Consider the following 15,661-nt stretch of genomic DNA (forward strand, 5'->3'; position numbering starts at 1 on the left):
AGGGTTTGTCGTTTTAAAGTTCAAATTTAGTCCATTTTTCATTAGATTTCCCACTTTTCACCACATGTTCCACAAAGGCCATGCCGCGCAGTCCGTCTTCCGCTCCGGGGAAGTCTTCCCATTCCTTTTTGGGGGTCTCCCCGTTTTTGCGCGCGTACAGACAGCGGGTAAAGTTACGGTAAAGATTGGCAAATGCTTCCAGGTAGCCCTCCGGATGCCCGCCCGGGGTCCGAAGGTTTTCCATCGACCAGGAGGACAAATAGGGAACGTTCCCTCCGGTACGGTAAATCTGATCGGGCGCTTCGGGGTGCCGCACAATCAGCGTATTGGCATTGTCCTGCTCCCATTCCAAACCAGCCTTATCTCCAAACACCCGGATTTTGATATTGTTTTCGGCACCCGTGGCTATTTGCGTTGCCATCAAGACGCCCGAGGCGCCGTTGTCGAACTTGAGCAGTACTGCCCCGTCATCGTCCAGGGTCCTGCCTTCCACCACAATGTTTAGATCGGCGCAGAGCTTGGTCAACTTCAGCCCGCTAACGTACTCCGCCAGGTTGAAGGCATGCGTACCGATGTCCCCCATGCAATTGGCAATGCCGCTTTTGGACGGGTCGGTTCGCCAGATCGCTTGTTTGTAATCGGTCTTTTCCAGACTGGTCCACAGCCAGCCCTGTGGGTATTCCACGTATACTTTCCGAATTTCCCCCAGGACTCCCGAGGCGATCAGGTGTCGGGCTTCCTTTACCATGGGGTACCCAGTGTAGGTATGCGTCAGGCAAAAAAGGAGGCCGGTATCTTCGATGATTTTATTGAGGGTTTTCGCTTCCTCGTAATCAAAGGTCATAGGCTTGTCCAGTACCACATGAAAGCCGTTTTCCAGGGCTTTTTTGGTTGGGTCAAAGTGAACGTGGTTGGGCGTAACAATGGCAACGAAATCAATTCGTTCTTCTTCCGGCAACTGCTTTTCTTTCTCAAACATCTCGTCGTAGGAGCCATAGACACGCGTTGCTGGCAAAAACAGTTCCTTACCGGTTTCGGCGGATTTTTCCGGACTGCTGCTAAATGCCCCGGCGGCGAGTTCGATCATTCCGTCCATGGCAGCGGATATCCTGTGTACGGCTCCGATAAAAGAGCCCGGTCCGCCACCGATCATGCCCATTTTAAGTTTTCTGTTGCTCATTAGTCCAATCTTTGGTTTTTTGGTTTTTAAAGTTCCTGTATAACGTCTATATTTCTCAGGGAATAAGCGAAATCAAGGTCCCCCACCGAACGTAGCTACGGACCATGGAATTGGTTTCCTTACTTTCTGAAGTGATAAATTTACATTAAATTGGCTTAATTTTAAATATTTCCCAGAATAGTTTGAAGGTCGGTACCCACCGCTTTTCAACAGACAAAAAACATAATTCGACCTACCATGACGACTGCCAACCGCTTTAAGCTTTCCCTAATGATGTTTCTGGAGTTTTTTGTCTGGGGCTCCTGGTACGTGACCCTGGGTACCTTCCTGGGAAATAACCTGGAAGCGAACGGGGCGCAGCTCGCCGCCGCGTTTTCCACCCAGTCGTTTGGTGCCATTATCGCTCCATTCATTATCGGACTAATCGCCGACCGCTACTTCAATGCAGAAAAAATTCTCAGCGTGTTGCATCTGCTCGGAGCCGTGCTGATGTATTTAATGTATCAGGCGGACAGCTTCACAGCCTTTTACCCCTTTGTACTGGTATACATGCTCATTTACATGCCCACGCTTGCGCTGGCCAATTCGGTTTCCTTCAGCCAAATGAAGGATCCCTCCACCGAGTTTAGCAGCATACGGGTATGGGGTACCATCGGCTGGATCGCCTCGGGTCTGATGATCAGTTATTTCTTTGTGTGGGACAGTCCGGGAGCCATCGGAGAAGGCGCGCTACGCTACACGTTCCTGATGGCCTCTATTTCTTCCGTGGTATTGGGCTTGTTTGCCTTAAGCCTGCCGGCCACCCCTCCCGCCACCAAACGCGCCGGTAAACAGACACTCTCCGACCTGCTGGGCCTGGATGCCCTGAAACTCCTTAAAGACAAAGACTTCGCTATTTTCTTCGTGTCTTCGGTGCTGATTTGCATTCCACTGGCCTTTTACTACCAAAATGCCAACCCCTTTCTATCGGAGGTGGGGCTTTCCAATCCAACCGGAAAAATGACCATCGGCCAGGTGTCGGAAGTCCTTTTTCTGCTACTCATGCCCTTCTTTTTCCGAAAGTTTGGCCTCAAGGTTACGCTGATCGTCGGCATGTTGGCCTGGGTTGTGCGGTACGTACTGTTTGCGTTCGGCGATGCCGGCGAGGGGACCTACCTCTTGCTCATCGGCATTGCGCTGCACGGCATTTGCTACGATTTCTTCTTCGTATCGGGGCAAATCTATACCGATTCTAAAGCCGGCCCCCGCTACAAAAGTGCCGCCCAGGGATTGATTACGCTAGCGACCTATGGCATCGGCATGCTGATCGGTTTTTGGATCGCCGGCATCGTTTCCGACCTGTATTTTGATGGCACTGTACACCAGTGGGAGAAAATTTGGCTGATCCCTTCCGGGATTGCCCTGGTCGTAACCATCTTATTTACATTTTCCTTTACGGACAACGATTTTCGAAAAGCCAATGCGCTACGAAAGCAGGAGAAAAACATTCAGGAATCCAGCAAGTTATCCTTAGAGTAGAAACAAATAAACCTAATTTAGAGCAATTATAAATTGGGAAAAGGGAAAAGAGGAAAAGGAAAAAATCTAACGTTTTCTTTGAAAATATCAATATAATTGCACTACCTAAAATAAACAAGTAAAGTATATGGCCAATCAAAGTTATGACGCTATTGTCGTTGGGTCTGGAATCAGCGGCGGATGGGCGGCAAAGGAACTCACGGAGAAGGGATTGAAAGTTCTTCTGTTGGAAAGAGGTCCGGACGTAAAACACGTGCAGGATTATAAAAATGCTACCAAAGCTCCCTGGGAAATACCGCATAGAGGGAGAAGAACGATTGAAATGTTGGAAAACCACCCCAACCTACGCAGGGATTACGTGCTGAACGAACTCAATCTGGACTGGTGGGCACACGAAGACGAATCGCCTTACATTGAAAAGAAACCGTTTACCTGGTTTCGCGGCTATCAGGTGGGCGGGCGCTCCCTGCTATGGGGAAGGCAAAGTTATCGTTGGGCAGACATTGATTTTGAAGCCAATGCCAAGCAAGGCATCGCGGTTGACTGGCCGATTCGGTACAACGACCTGGCTCCCTGGTACAGCTATGTGGAGAAATTTGCGGGCATATCTGGAAACCGCGACGGCCTGGATATACTTCCAGATGGAGAATTTATGCCGGCCATCCCACTCAACTGCGTGGAAAAAGACATTGCCGGACGTATAAAAGATCATTTCGGTGGTTCCCGGGTGATGACCAATGCACGGGTAGCGAACATTACCCAACCCCTGCCGGGAAGACCTGGATGCCAATACCGGAACAAGTGTTCGCTGGGTTGTCCATTTGGTGGGTATTTCAGTACGCAGTCGTCCACGCTTCCTGCTGCCGTTGCCACAGGAAACCTGACGTTACGACCCTGGTCGATCGTTACTCGCTTGCTCTACGACAAAGACTCCAAAAAAGCCACCGGCGTAGAAGTCCTGGACGGGGAAACCAACCAAACCTACGAATTTGACGCCAAAATCGTATTTCTTTGCGCCTCTGCGTTTAACTCCACTGCAGTTTTGATGCGTTCGGCGACAGATATTTGGCCGGAAGGACTAGGTAGCAGCTCCGGGGAATTGGGCCATAACGTAATGGATCACCATTTTCGTCTTGGTGCCAACGGCACCGTGGAAGGATACGAAGACAAATACTATTTCGGCAGACGTCCGGGCGGATTTTATGTACCCCGCTACCGAAACACCGGAAATGAAAGCCGGGATTACCTGCGCGGATTTGGCTATCAGGGTGGCGCAAGTCGGCAGGGCTGGAGCCGAACCGTGGCCGAACTGGACTTCGGTGCGCCTCTGAAGGCAGAGCTTACCGAACCAGGCGCATGGTCCATCGGAATGACGGCCTTCGGAGAAATCCTTCCTTACCACGACAACACCATCAAGCTCAGCAAAACCGAAAAGGACAAGTGGGGCATGTACGTGTTGGAGATGAGTGCCGAAATCCGCGATAACGAAACGAAAATGCGGGTAGACATGATGAACGATGCGGCCGAAATGCTGGAAGCCGCCGGCGTTAAGAATGTCACGACCTACGACAGGGGGTATACCTTTGGACAGGGAATTCACGAAATGGGTACGGCCCGCATGGGAAGGGATCCCAAATCTTCCGTGCTCAATGGAAACAACCAGGTATGGGATGCCAAAAACGTATTTGTCACCGACGGTGCCGCCATGGTATCTGCCGCTGCGCAAAACCCATCCCTTACTTACATGGCGATGACTGCCCGTGCGGCTGACTTTGCCGTGAAAGAACTGAAAAAAGGTAATTTGTAACACCCAAAAGGAAATCAACATGAATGCAATGAATAGAAGAGAGGCCCTGAAAAGCGTGGTGCTTATGATGGGAGGCACCATGGTAGGAGCCAACGTAATCCTAACCGGTTGCGCCCCGGAAAAACAAATTGAAGGCCTGGATTTTTCTGAGGAAGAGCTCGCTTACATGGATGAAATCGGCGAGGCCATTATTCCGGAAACGGACACTCCCGGGGCCAAGGCTGCGGGTATCGGTGGCTTTATGGCCATGATGGTAAAGGATACCTATACCGAAGAACAGCAAAAAACCTTTATCAACGGGCTAAACAGCCTGAAAGCCGATTTTAAAGCTGAAACGGGAAAGGCATTTATGGACGCTTCGGTAGAAGAACGAACCGCCTTCCTGAATCAGCTTAACAAAGCGGCCATGAAACAGGCAGGCGAAGGGAACAACGCTCCCAACTACATACTGATGATCAAGGATTTAACACTCTTGGGCTATTTCACATCGGAAGTGGGCGCCACCCAGGCCCTCCGCTTCATTGAGACGCCCGGTAGGTACGATCCCTGTATCGAGTACAAAAAGGGCGACAAAGCCTGGGCCATCTAATCGTATCTGAACAAATACCGTGTAAACCAGCGTAGCTTTCCTATCGGGGAGCTACGCTTTTTTGTGCCCAGGAACGGGCTGTGCTGCCCTTCGTCAGAATGAGTCGGGAAAGCCTCCATTCCTTCCACTTTTAGCGCTCCTGATTGGTACAAAAAGGTCTGTCCGAACCTACGCGAGAATCTACTAAACCCGAACCCATTGGTTTATTGGATGCGTTTTTTTTATTTTTCATGTTTTAGCCTGAAGCAGGCACAGGACGTACTTTTTATAGGTAGCAAAATTTGCCCCATTTCGTTGATTGGTGAAGTGCTTGTTTTCCATCTTGGCTAATTTCTTCCTGTACTTCCATTTTACCAGCTTCATCAACAGTGGAAACCTGTCTTCCGCGAGCAGAAAACCTGCCTTCCACACGGGGTGGACCACCTCATTGGTAAATTGGTTGACCACCTCAATCGTTTTGGAAGTTTCTTCGGTAATGTCCTTTTCGAGCAGTATGTCGACATCAAAAGTGGGCAATTTACGCTCCCACTCGGTCCATTCATGGCCTCCTCCGATGGGATGCTTTCCCGGTATAGGCCTGCGGAAGAAATCCGCAAGCAGGATGTACCCGCCTTTGTTCAAAAAACTGAGTGCCCGCAGAATGGATTCATCGATGGGGATGTACTGAAAGCTCTCGTTAAACATGATCAGATCGTATTTGTCGCTGCTTTCGTAGGTTTCAAATTTACTGGTGTACACCTTTCCCTTGCCGGAGAGCAATTCTTCCGCGATTTTGTTAAGTGAAGCGGAAGGCGAAACACAGTCGACCGTATATCCCCTATGAATCAACTCCTCTGCCATTTTTCCTGAACCGCATCCCACATCCAGAATCGTTTTCACTCCCTCAGGAATGCAGGAAAATATAAGCTCATTATAGCGTTTCTGCGCTTCATTCAGTTGGGCGACATCCGCTTCCAGCCCGTCGCTGAAATACCCGTAATGCAGGTATTCCGATTTCAAAAAGAATTTAAAGACCAGAAAACCCAGCTCTAGGCCTACTTCTTTCGAATCGACTTTTTTTGCCATGGAGTAAACTATTTTGGGTGACACGAAAGGAACCGGCCGGATCTTCCTCAGGCAGGAAAGAGCTCTTTTCTTGCATTATTGCATGTGCTCCTGCCTCACTCGAAACGGGTGAATCAACTACTTTTCGATCTGTGTGTTTAAAGATAAACTTTTTATCCTTGATAATCTGAAATAGGCAAATAAAAATCTGTCTACCCTTCAACACGCGTACCATACCAATAAAGATCTAGGTCCCAGCATTAAATCCAAAGAGAAAGAAGATCCGTTGACAAAGCCTGGCTCATCTAATCGGAGTACTGTGTGGCTTCGCAAGCCTACCAATAGCCCCGCTTTCTGGTAAGCTATTTTCGTTTTATTCGGCTTATTTTTTGGATAGGAACGTGATAATTGCTAAACTGACGATGAATATTACGCTGTAAACATGACCTATTTTGTACTGAATGCCCTGTTTTCGCTTCATTTTCTTTTGATATACAATTTCAGCGATCTGATCGACAAAAACGAGCCCATAAATCCCCCATCCAAAACGGAGATCGACAAGGGAGACCTGGAACGCTTCTCCAAAAACAAAACCATTCCAAAAGAAATCAGGCAGGTGGCATTGGAAGCTTTGTCTTATTTTCCAGACTTGATTCATACCGAAATTGATTTTCAGTTTAAAAACGCCATACACGGCTCCGTGATGCAAGCGCAGCCCAAAATTTCTTCGCTACTCTTTCAAAATAAGCAAAACAGAGGGTATCGTATCAAAATCAGTCGATACCTTGCCCTGGAGGACGAAACCCTGCCGATTGAAAGCCTACCCAAGGACGTGCTTCTGGGATGGATTGGCCACGAACTCGGTCACATCAAAGACTATCTTGATCGAAGTGCATTCAATTTGCTCGGTTTCGGCGTAAAATATTACCTATCGAATACCTTTATTTCCGAGGCGGAGATCGCTGCAGACAGCTATGCCGTCGCTTACGGCCTGGGGGAGAAAATTATCGCCACAAAAAACTTTGTGCTGAATCACGAAAAAATCCCGCTGGACTACAAAAAGAAGATAGAAACCCTCTACCTGTCTCCCGGTGAAATCCTATCCATGGTAGAAATGGCAGAAGAATCCCCAACGGAAGAAAATTGAATGTTTCTGGTGAAATACGCAGCTATCGGCCTGCACGTGGAGCGCGGGTAGTAGATTCCGCACCCAAGTAAAACCATACGTCCACTTATGAGTTAAAAGGAATAAAAAGTCCTTCGACAGCAGGATTCAAACCGGTAGACCATGACGCAGGAATTGCCCCTCTTTCCTTTAAAACTCATCACTTTTCCGGAGGAAAATCTAAACCTCCACATATTCGAGCCTCGGTACAAGGAGTTGATCAACGACTGCCTCCAGCATGGGCAGACCTTTGGCATTTGCACCTTTCTGGATAAACTCATGCCGGTAGGTACGGAAGTGTCCTTGCTCGAAATCACCACTACCTACGAGGACGGAAGACTGGATATAAAAACCCGGGGCCTACGCACATTCAAAATTCTGGGTTTCGAAAACCCCATGAAAGGAAAGCTCTACGCAGGAGGAAAAGTTGCGTTCCTTCCCCTGGAATTGGAAGCCCCACAGGAAAAAAAGATTGCCTTTCGCAATTCCCTGGAAGAACTGTTTAAATGGATGCAATTTTCAGCCGACCTCCAAAACCCTTCCCTTACTTCGTTTACTTATGCCCATAAGATCGGGCTAAGCCCGGCACAGGAATACCGGCTACTCGAACTCGAAACCGAAGAAAAACGCCTGGATTTCCTTTTTGCGCATTTGAAAAAAACCATCCCCATTCTCAAAGAAATCGAAGCGTCAAAGCACCGAATCAAAATGAACGGGCACTTTAAATACCTGGATCCCTTAAATTTTTGACACGTCAGACTTTTTGATATAGGCATCCCGATTGCCCCAGCGAATGCGGTACCACATATCCTCGCTGGAATGGATGGTCACCCGGTGACCCATCTCCACCCGCTTCACCAGATTCCCCGCAGCAGAAGGACTATCCATGATCAAAACCGGGCTACCTGTAATGATCGCCTTTTCGGGAGGATCGGTAAAGTTGTTGCCCACAAAAACCAATAGCAAAAAGATAAACGCAGGAACCAGAAACGGGGATTGCCTGGTCGATGACAGGTAGACCATGATCAACGACACCATCAGTAAAAGGGCGAAGAACGCCGTCAGCTCCATCTTATAATCGAGGATCACCGATAGGAATCGATCCTGATCGGAAATCTCGTAACCCTCGAGTCGATTCTGATCCGTCAGGGACTTGATTTTGTCGATAATCGACGGATTTGGGTTGTAATCGTAATACTTGGACAGAAAAAGAGAGGCTTTTCCAAAATCTCCCATGCCCTCCGTAATGAAACTCATTTTTAACAACATCGCCGGAGAATACGTCTCCTCTTCGTAGAGGATCTGTTCGTAGATTTGCAGGGCCTCTTTGTATTGCTTTTGAGAAAATAAGCTATCCGCCTCTTGGAGTAGGGAAATGCTCTGCCCCTGACAGTCAGCTTCCTGGGGATTAATCAGCGAAAAAGCTGACAAAAAAACAATAAAGATCCATTTAAGATTTGGCATTATCAATCTAGTGCTTTAAATTTGCAGTCCAATTACGGAAAACTCGTGCGCAAAACCAAGTTTTCTTTTGAAATTATCAAGCGCTGAAAAGCAGGTAGTTGGTAAGATTCGATTCCGTAGCTCAGCTGGTAGAGCATAACACTTTTAATGTTAGGGTCCTGGGTTCGAGCCCCAGCGGGATCACCAAAACAGAAAACTTGTTCTTCGGAGCAAGTTTTTTTTTTTTTACAACTTTCAGGACTGGGCGAGAAGTTTATCCCGAAGAAGGGGAGCCAGAGCGCCGCTTCGGGAAGCCCCAGCGGGAGGACAAGCCGTCAAGAAAATGCCGGGTGTACATTTTATTAGCTGCTGTGCACCTGGCCTGCAGCAAGCTTTTTTTAATGAATGCCTGCTTCCCAAGTGAGGCTGATTTTCCCCCTGAATTTTAACTTTATTTTTGGAATGTGTTTTGCTCTCTTTTAGGGGAATTGAAAAATTGCCAGGGAGGCAGGTAGATCCGTCCTCTGGCATTGATTGAACCTTAAAAAAGAAACAACGGATATGTCTAGTCCAGAACACAAAAAATTAATTTGGGAGCTGATAAAACCCATTAAGGTGGGGATGCTCGTTACCAAAACAACCGAAGATAGCGGGGGCATGAGGGGACGTCCCATGAGCCTTGTACAGGATGCCTACGATGGCACCTTGTTTTTTTACACGTCCAAGAGCGATGCGAAGGCCTTTGAAATCGTAAACGATACCGACGTCTGCCTGACCTTTAGTAATCCAAAAGACAACGTGTACGTATCGTTGACAGGAAAGGGCTGTGTTACGCAGAACAAGGAACTGATCGATAGGTATTGGAATCCCTGGGTCGCTGCCTGGTTTGAAAACGGAAAAGACGATCCCGACCTGGCAATGCTAGAAATTAAAATCAGCAAAGGCGAACACTGGGATTCGAAAAACAACACCTTGGTTCAAATTTTCGAACTCGCGAAAGCCACTATAAAACCAGCGACTACCCCTAATTTGGGCAAGCATGAGAAGTTTGGCAAGGAATAGCGGTACCAATTCCTCTAATCGCTACGTGTATACCCTGGGGGTTTTGTAAACGGCTCTTCCAGATGAATATTTCGAAATATTCCTGATTTTCCAATCATACTGCCGTTCTTTTTTTAATTTTTTCCTTTTAATTTTTGCAATCTGTGGTTGTTTTATTATTTTTAAATCACTACCTGATCCTCGCAAAAATATGGCTAGCCTCTGTCCTTTTTCCCTTACCCTTGCCTTCCTGTCAACCTGGCTGATCTTTTCCAGGACGCCGGGTTCGCACGAACTACCCGCAGGGACATTCCTCGGAAGCTTTGATTTCATCGCCAGTCAGGAATATCCCAATGGTACCACCCGCAGCGATACCATTTCCTATTTTTTCGGTATCCAGGAGACCGCAATCCTAATTCATGCCGGAAAAAATCAGCCGGATATGCGGATGGTGATCAATGCTGCAGATTCGACCATCACCGGCCTTTTTGAGATGCAGGGCAAAAAAGGCGGTTATATCTTGCCCATGAATGACCGCTATTGGCCCGCAATGCGTCATGCCTTCCAACCCAACAGCAATACTGTTCAACCGGGGAAAGACCCTTCGGGAGATTCCAAAATGATTGAAGGTTATCGCTGTAGAAAAGTGCTTGCAGAAAGCAGTGACTATAACGCGGAGCTTTGGTTGACCGACGAAATTCCACTCTCCATGCCGCAGCTGTTGAGTTACCAGGCCATCGGTGTGGGCAAATCGCAAAAAGAACTGGAACAATTTGAACAGTTCGGCGTCGACGGACTTCCATTGGAAATGAAACTGACAAGTAAAAAAGGCAAAGCAAACGTAGCCATTCGCCTGGCGAATTTCCGGAAGACCGTAGACGAATCGGTCTTTAGCAGAGAAGGGCATACACTGTCTGCAATTGAATAGGTGGTATTCCCCAAAATACGCAGCCCAAGCACTAGCGATCATTTTCCAACCCATCCGCACAACCGACACCTAAAGTATCCCTGAAACTGCATCCGAGATCGGCATCAACGCGTCTTTACTCCCGACGAAAGCATTTCGTGCTGCGAAACATACTAACAACGGATGTATTATTTTATGAAAGGGGCTGTTTTGGGTAAAAATTCCGTTATTTTTATCTTTGTATTAATGGATAGTCGTAAAAAACCAATGTTGCTTCGTTGCCTCTTCCCCGTAGTTTTTTTGCTGGTATTCAGCTGCGCCCCAAACCTTCCGGAAAGCGTGGAAATGGCCATGGACGAGCTACCGGAACAACTGGATTTTAACATTCATGTAAAACCTATTCTTTCGGACAATTGCTTCTCCTGTCATGGACCCGACGAAGCCGCCCGGCAGGGAGGTGTTCGCCTGGACCTGGCCGAAGCAGCCTTCACCCCTTCTGAGGAAAGTGGCAAAACCCCCATCAAGCCCGGAAAGCCAGGAAAAAGCGAACTCGTGCAACGCATCCTATCCGAGGATGCCGCCTACCAAATGCCTACACCGGAATCCCACCTCCAACTCAGTGACCGAGACAAGGCCATTCTGATTCGATGGATTGAGTCCGGGGCTGAATACAAAAAACATTGGGCCTTTATTCCCCCAAAAAAGCCCGAAGCACCACAGTCGGCATTTACCGATTGGTCTCAGCAGCCCATCGATCGCTTTGTCGCCCAAAAATTGGAAGAAAATCAACTGGCGCCCAGCTCCAGGGCCTCCAAGGAACTGCTGCTGCGTAGGCTTAGCCTCGACCTCACCGGGCTGCCGCCTACACTGGAAGAACTGGATGCCTTCCTAGCGGACGACTCCGAGCAGGCCTGGGAAAAGCAAGTGGATCGGTTATTGGCCTCACCGCATTACGGGGAGCAAATGGCCATGCACTGGATGGACCTGGCCCGCTTTGCCGATACCCATGGCTATACGGTGGATCGGTACCGGGACATGTCGCCCTGGCGGGATTGGGTGATTGATGCCTACAACCAAAATAAGGGGTACGATCGGTTTATCACCGAACAACTGGCCGGCGACCTGCTCCCCAATCCTTCAAAAAACCAGTTACTGGCCACGGCTTTTAATCGTATCCACCCCCAAAACATGGAGGGGGGTATCGTGCAGGAAGAGTTTCGGGTAGAATACGTCGCAGACCGTACGAATACGCTGGGGAAGGCCATCATGGCGCTGAGTCTGGAATGTGCCCGTTGCCACGACCACAAATACGACCCAATCAGCCAAAAAGAATATTTTCAACTCAGCAGTTTTTTCAATCAGGTGGACGAAGCAGGGCAGATTTCCTGGGACAACGCCATGCCGGTCCCCACCATGCTTTGGACGGATGATGAAAAGGACGCATTACTGGCACTATTGAAAAATAACATCGATGAGGCAGAAGAAGCACTTGACTCCATCAAACAGGTGGAAAAGGCGGAGTTTGACGCCTGGGTAAACAATCTGGGATACAAAGAAACCCGCTTTTACCGCCCAGTCGCCTCCTTGGTTGCACACTTTGACTTTGACGAGCTCCCCCTGAGAGACCGGGTCAACCCCTCCGTTACGGGCATAATGGAAAGCATCGGCGAGAAGAGCAAGCAGCCCCCATTGGTGGACGACGGGTACCGGGGCAAGGCAGCCGCGCTCAATGGGGATGCCTGGCTAAAAATGGGAGGTGTCGGGAGTTTTTCCAAAGACCAGCCCTTTAGTGTAGGACTTTGGGTCACTATTCCGGAAGAATTGGAAAACGGCGCCATCTTTCATACAGGCGACGGCGCCGTCCTCTATAACCGCCGCGGCTATCATTTGTATCTGAAAGACAACAAGCTGGAAATGATCCTGGCCCATACGGCTCCCTACAACGTAATCAGCAACGTGACGCTGGAAGGAGTCCCGAGAGATACTTGGATCCACCTGCTAATGACCTACGATGGCTCCTCCACGGCTGCCGGCATCAAGACCTACCTGAATGGGAAGCTAATGGCCAGCGAACCGGTTCGGGACAATCTATACAAAGACATCCTATTTGGCCGGGACAAAGAGCCCGGCATTCAAATCGGTGCCGTGTGGCGAGGCAAAGGGCTAAAAGGCGCCGCTGCCGACGAGCTAACGGTTTTCGACAAGGAGCTATCCCAACTGGAAATCAGAGACTGGCTGCAACCCGACCTTCTGGAGGAGCTACGCCGTACGTCTCCTGATGCCTTGACACCGGAAGAACGAACCGCGCTGGAGTCCTTTTACTGGCACAATCGCTCCTCGGCTTACCAAAAGCAGTTCAAGGCCTTAACAACTGCCCGAATGGAACACTCGGCTACGGTAGAGCCCCTACAGGAGGTCATGGTCATGGATGAAATGGAACCGAAGCGACCTACGTATGTACTGGAACGGGGGGAATACCATGCCCATGGAGAGGAAGTACATCCGGGAACACCCGAAGCGGTACTTCCCATGGCGGATGCCTACGAAAAAAACCGGCTGGGGTTGGCCAAATGGCTCCTGGACGAGCGGCACCCCCTTACCGCCCGAGTAGCCGTCAACCGTCTCTGGCAGCAGTTTTTTGGCAAGGGACTGGTCGCTACCGCCTCGGATTTCGGCAATCAGGGAGAAATGCCCAGCCATCCGGAGTTGCTCGACTGGCTAGCCGTGACTTTTCGGGAATCCGGATGGGACGTAAAAAACCTGCAAAGAATGATTGTGCTTTCCGAGACCTACCAACAGGCCTCGCTCACCTCGCCGGAATTGCTCGAAAAAGACCCGGACAATACCTGGCTAGCCCGAGGGCCCTCGGGCCGCATGCCCGGAGAAATGATTCGGGACAACGCCCTCCTGGCCAGCGGCATGTTAGGCAAACGCATTGGGGGACCCAGCGTAAAACCGTACCAGCCCGAGGGCTTGTGGTCGGTAAACGGTGGCCAATATACCGAAGACACAGGCGAAAACCTGTTTCGGCGCAGCCTTTACACCCTGTGGAAACGCTCCGTTCCACACCCTACCCTGCACATATTCGATTCGCCGGAACGATCGGAGTCTACCATCCGAAGGCAGGAAACGAACACGCCCCTGCAAGCCCTGGTATTGATGAACGATCCCATTTATGTAGAAATTTCCAAAGTGATGGGTGCACGGATTACCCGGCATTCCGACCCGGAAAAAGGCATACAGGATGCATTCCGAAAGCTTACCGGCAGGTTTCCATCCACAAAGGAGCTCGGCGTATTACTGGGCCTGCGGGAGCAAGAAATGCGCTCCTTTTCAAAAAACCCGGAAAAGATGAAGGGTTGGTTGGCTACCGGATCCTACCCCATCCCGGATAAACCCGACCCGCTTCCCTGGGCAGCCAATTCCGTGGTGGCAAGTGCCATCCTTAATTCCGACGCGACCATTACCAAACGATAAATATGTGTCATCATTCAGATAAATACCGCTTTTCGCATATACCGGACCTGCACGAGTTGGAAAAGAAAATGGACCGCAGGGATTTCCTTTCCAAAACCGCCATGGGAATGGGCGCCCTTGCCCTGGGTTCGCTCTTTTCCCAAGAGGGCCTGATGGCAAAAAGCCTTTCCAAAATCGGTGGCCTTCCCGGTCTGCCCCACCATACCCCCAAAGCGAAACGTATCATTTACTTGTTTCAAAGTGGCGGCCCCTCCCAATTGGACTTGTACGATTACAAACCCACCTTGCAACGCATGCAGGGTCAGGACCTTCCTCCATCGATTCGGGGGGAACAGCGACTGACCGGTATGAGTGCCAACCAAAGTATCTTCCCCATTGCACAATCCGCCTTTGAATTTAAGCAGTACGGAAAAAGCCGGGCTTGGGTAAGCGAACTCATGCCCTACACAGCCGAAGTGGTGGACGAACTCTGCTTCATCAAGTCCATGATTACTGAGCAGATCAACCACGATCCGGCCATTACCTTCATGCAAACGGGCCACCAACTGCCCGGCAGACCCTCCACGGGCGCCTGGATGTCCTACGGCCTGGGCTCGGAAAATCAAAACCTACCAGGCTTTGTTGTCCTGGTATCCAAAAATGCGGTCCGTGACCAACCCCTCTATGCCCGGCTTTGGGGCAATGGCTTCCTTCCCTCCCAGCATCAAGGCGTGCAATTTCGCTCTGGAAAAGATCCGGTACTGTATTTGGGAAATCCGGAGAATTACGAGGGCGAGGACCGAAAACAGATGCTGGACTACCTCAAAGAGCTAAACGGCCTGCAATTTGACACGTATGGCGATCCGGAGATCAATGCCCGTATTGCCCAGTACGAAATGGCCTTCCGCATGCAAAGCTCCGTTCCCGAAGTGACGGATCTTTCCGATGAACCAGATTGGGTATTTGACCTGTACGGTGAAGACAGCCGGGATCCGGGCACTTACGCCGCCAATTGCTTGCTTGCCCGAAAACTCATAGAAAAAGACGTACGCTTCGTACAACTCTACCATCAGGGCTGGGACCAACACGGCAACCTACCGGGAGGCATCCGCAACCAATGCGCAAAAACCGATCAGGCTACCGCTGCCTTGATCAAGGACCTGAAGCAACGAGGACTCCTGGAAGATACTCTGGTAGTTTGGGGGGGAGAGTTCGGACGAACGGTTTACAGCCAGGGAACGCTTACCGAAGACAACTACGGCAGGGATCACCACCCCCGGTGTTTTACCATGTGGATGGCGGGAGCAGGTGTAAAACCCGGCTTCTCCTTTGGTGTCACGGACGAATTTGGCTATAACGTGGTTCAGGACCCGGTACACGTGCACGACTTTCACGCCAGCCTCATGCACCTGTTTGGCGTGGACCACGAGCAGTTGATCTTTAAACACCAGGGAAGGCGCTTCCGACTCACGGATGTGGCCGGAAGCGTGGTGCATGAACTCTTTACTTGA

The 15,661-nt window shown here is 49.8% G+C and carries 12 protein-coding genes and 1 tRNA gene; 10 read left to right on the forward strand and 3 right to left on the reverse strand.

Annotation, left to right across the window (positions count from 1 at the left end):
* Positions 1–13: 13 nt before the first annotated feature.
* Complete coding sequence (locus tag BMW71_RS05600) at positions 14–1,180, reverse strand: Gfo/Idh/MocA family protein (protein WP_092170719.1); 1,167 nt, start codon at positions 1,178–1,180, stop codon at positions 14–16.
* 237 nt (positions 1,181–1,417) lie between these two features.
* Here BMW71_RS05600 and BMW71_RS05605 point away from each other — a divergent pair, with 237 nt between their 5' ends.
* The 3 genes from BMW71_RS05605 (at position 1,418) to BMW71_RS05615 (ending at position 5,094) form a co-directional block, all read left to right on the forward strand.
* Positions 1,418–2,698, forward strand: a complete 1,281-nt coding sequence (locus tag BMW71_RS05605) for an MFS transporter (protein WP_092170722.1) — start codon at positions 1,418–1,420, stop codon at positions 2,696–2,698.
* A 127-nt stretch (positions 2,699–2,825) separates the two neighbouring features.
* A complete protein-coding gene (locus tag BMW71_RS05610; RefSeq protein WP_092170725.1) occupies positions 2,826–4,505 on the forward strand; it encodes a GMC oxidoreductase in 1,680 nt (559 codons plus the stop codon).
* Between the two features lie 28 nt (positions 4,506–4,533).
* A complete protein-coding gene (locus BMW71_RS05615; protein ID WP_092172702.1) occupies positions 4,534–5,094 on the forward strand; it encodes a gluconate 2-dehydrogenase subunit 3 family protein in 561 nt (186 codons plus the stop codon).
* Positions 5,095–5,322: 228 nt separating this feature from the next.
* Here BMW71_RS05615 and BMW71_RS05620 read toward each other — a convergent pair whose 3' ends face one another.
* Positions 5,323–6,159, reverse strand: a complete 837-nt coding sequence (locus tag BMW71_RS05620) for a class I SAM-dependent methyltransferase (RefSeq protein ID WP_092170727.1) — start codon at positions 6,157–6,159, stop codon at positions 5,323–5,325.
* Positions 6,160–6,580: 421 nt separating this feature from the next.
* Here BMW71_RS05620 and BMW71_RS05625 point away from each other — a divergent pair, with 421 nt between their 5' ends.
* Positions 6,581–7,285, forward strand: coding sequence for a hypothetical protein (locus BMW71_RS05625; protein WP_092170730.1), 705 nt, complete (start codon positions 6,581–6,583; stop codon positions 7,283–7,285).
* A gap of 141 nt (positions 7,286–7,426) precedes the next feature.
* Positions 7,427–8,053 (forward strand): LON peptidase substrate-binding domain-containing protein, encoded by a 627-nt coding sequence (locus BMW71_RS05630; protein ID WP_092170733.1) that lies wholly within the window; start codon positions 7,427–7,429, stop codon positions 8,051–8,053.
* Here the strand turns inward: BMW71_RS05630 and BMW71_RS05635 are convergent.
* A complete protein-coding gene (locus tag BMW71_RS05635) occupies positions 8,042–8,767 on the reverse strand; it encodes an SH3 domain-containing protein (RefSeq protein WP_092170736.1) in 726 nt (241 codons plus the stop codon). The two genes, BMW71_RS05630 and BMW71_RS05635, sit on opposite strands and share 12 nt — an antisense overlap.
* Positions 8,768–8,877: 110 nt before the next feature.
* On the opposite strand from BMW71_RS05635, the gene BMW71_RS05640 reads away from it, so the two are divergent.
* The 5 genes from BMW71_RS05640 (at position 8,878) to BMW71_RS05660 (ending at position 15,661) form a co-directional block, all read left to right on the forward strand.
* Positions 8,878–8,953, forward strand: a tRNA-Lys gene (locus BMW71_RS05640).
* 354 nt (positions 8,954–9,307) lie between these two features.
* Positions 9,308–9,808 (forward strand): pyridoxamine 5'-phosphate oxidase family protein, encoded by a 501-nt coding sequence (locus BMW71_RS05645; RefSeq protein WP_092172705.1) that lies wholly within the window; start codon positions 9,308–9,310, stop codon positions 9,806–9,808.
* A gap of 190 nt (positions 9,809–9,998) precedes the next feature.
* Positions 9,999–10,715 carry a DUF4412 domain-containing protein gene (locus BMW71_RS05650; protein WP_092170739.1) on the forward strand — a complete coding sequence of 239 codons (717 nt, stop codon included), beginning with the start codon at positions 9,999–10,001 and terminating at the stop codon, positions 10,713–10,715.
* A 246-nt stretch (positions 10,716–10,961) separates the two neighbouring features.
* Entirely contained in the window at positions 10,962–14,171 is a 3,210-nt protein-coding gene (locus BMW71_RS05655) for a DUF1553 domain-containing protein (protein WP_092172708.1), read from the forward strand.
* 2 nt (positions 14,172–14,173) lie between these two features.
* A complete protein-coding gene (locus BMW71_RS05660; protein ID WP_092170741.1) occupies positions 14,174–15,661 on the forward strand; it encodes a DUF1501 domain-containing protein in 1,488 nt (495 codons plus the stop codon).

It is taken from the genome of Cyclobacterium xiamenense, assembly GCF_900109255.1.
GTDB lineage: Bacteria > Bacteroidota > Bacteroidia > Cytophagales > Cyclobacteriaceae > Cyclobacterium > Cyclobacterium xiamenense.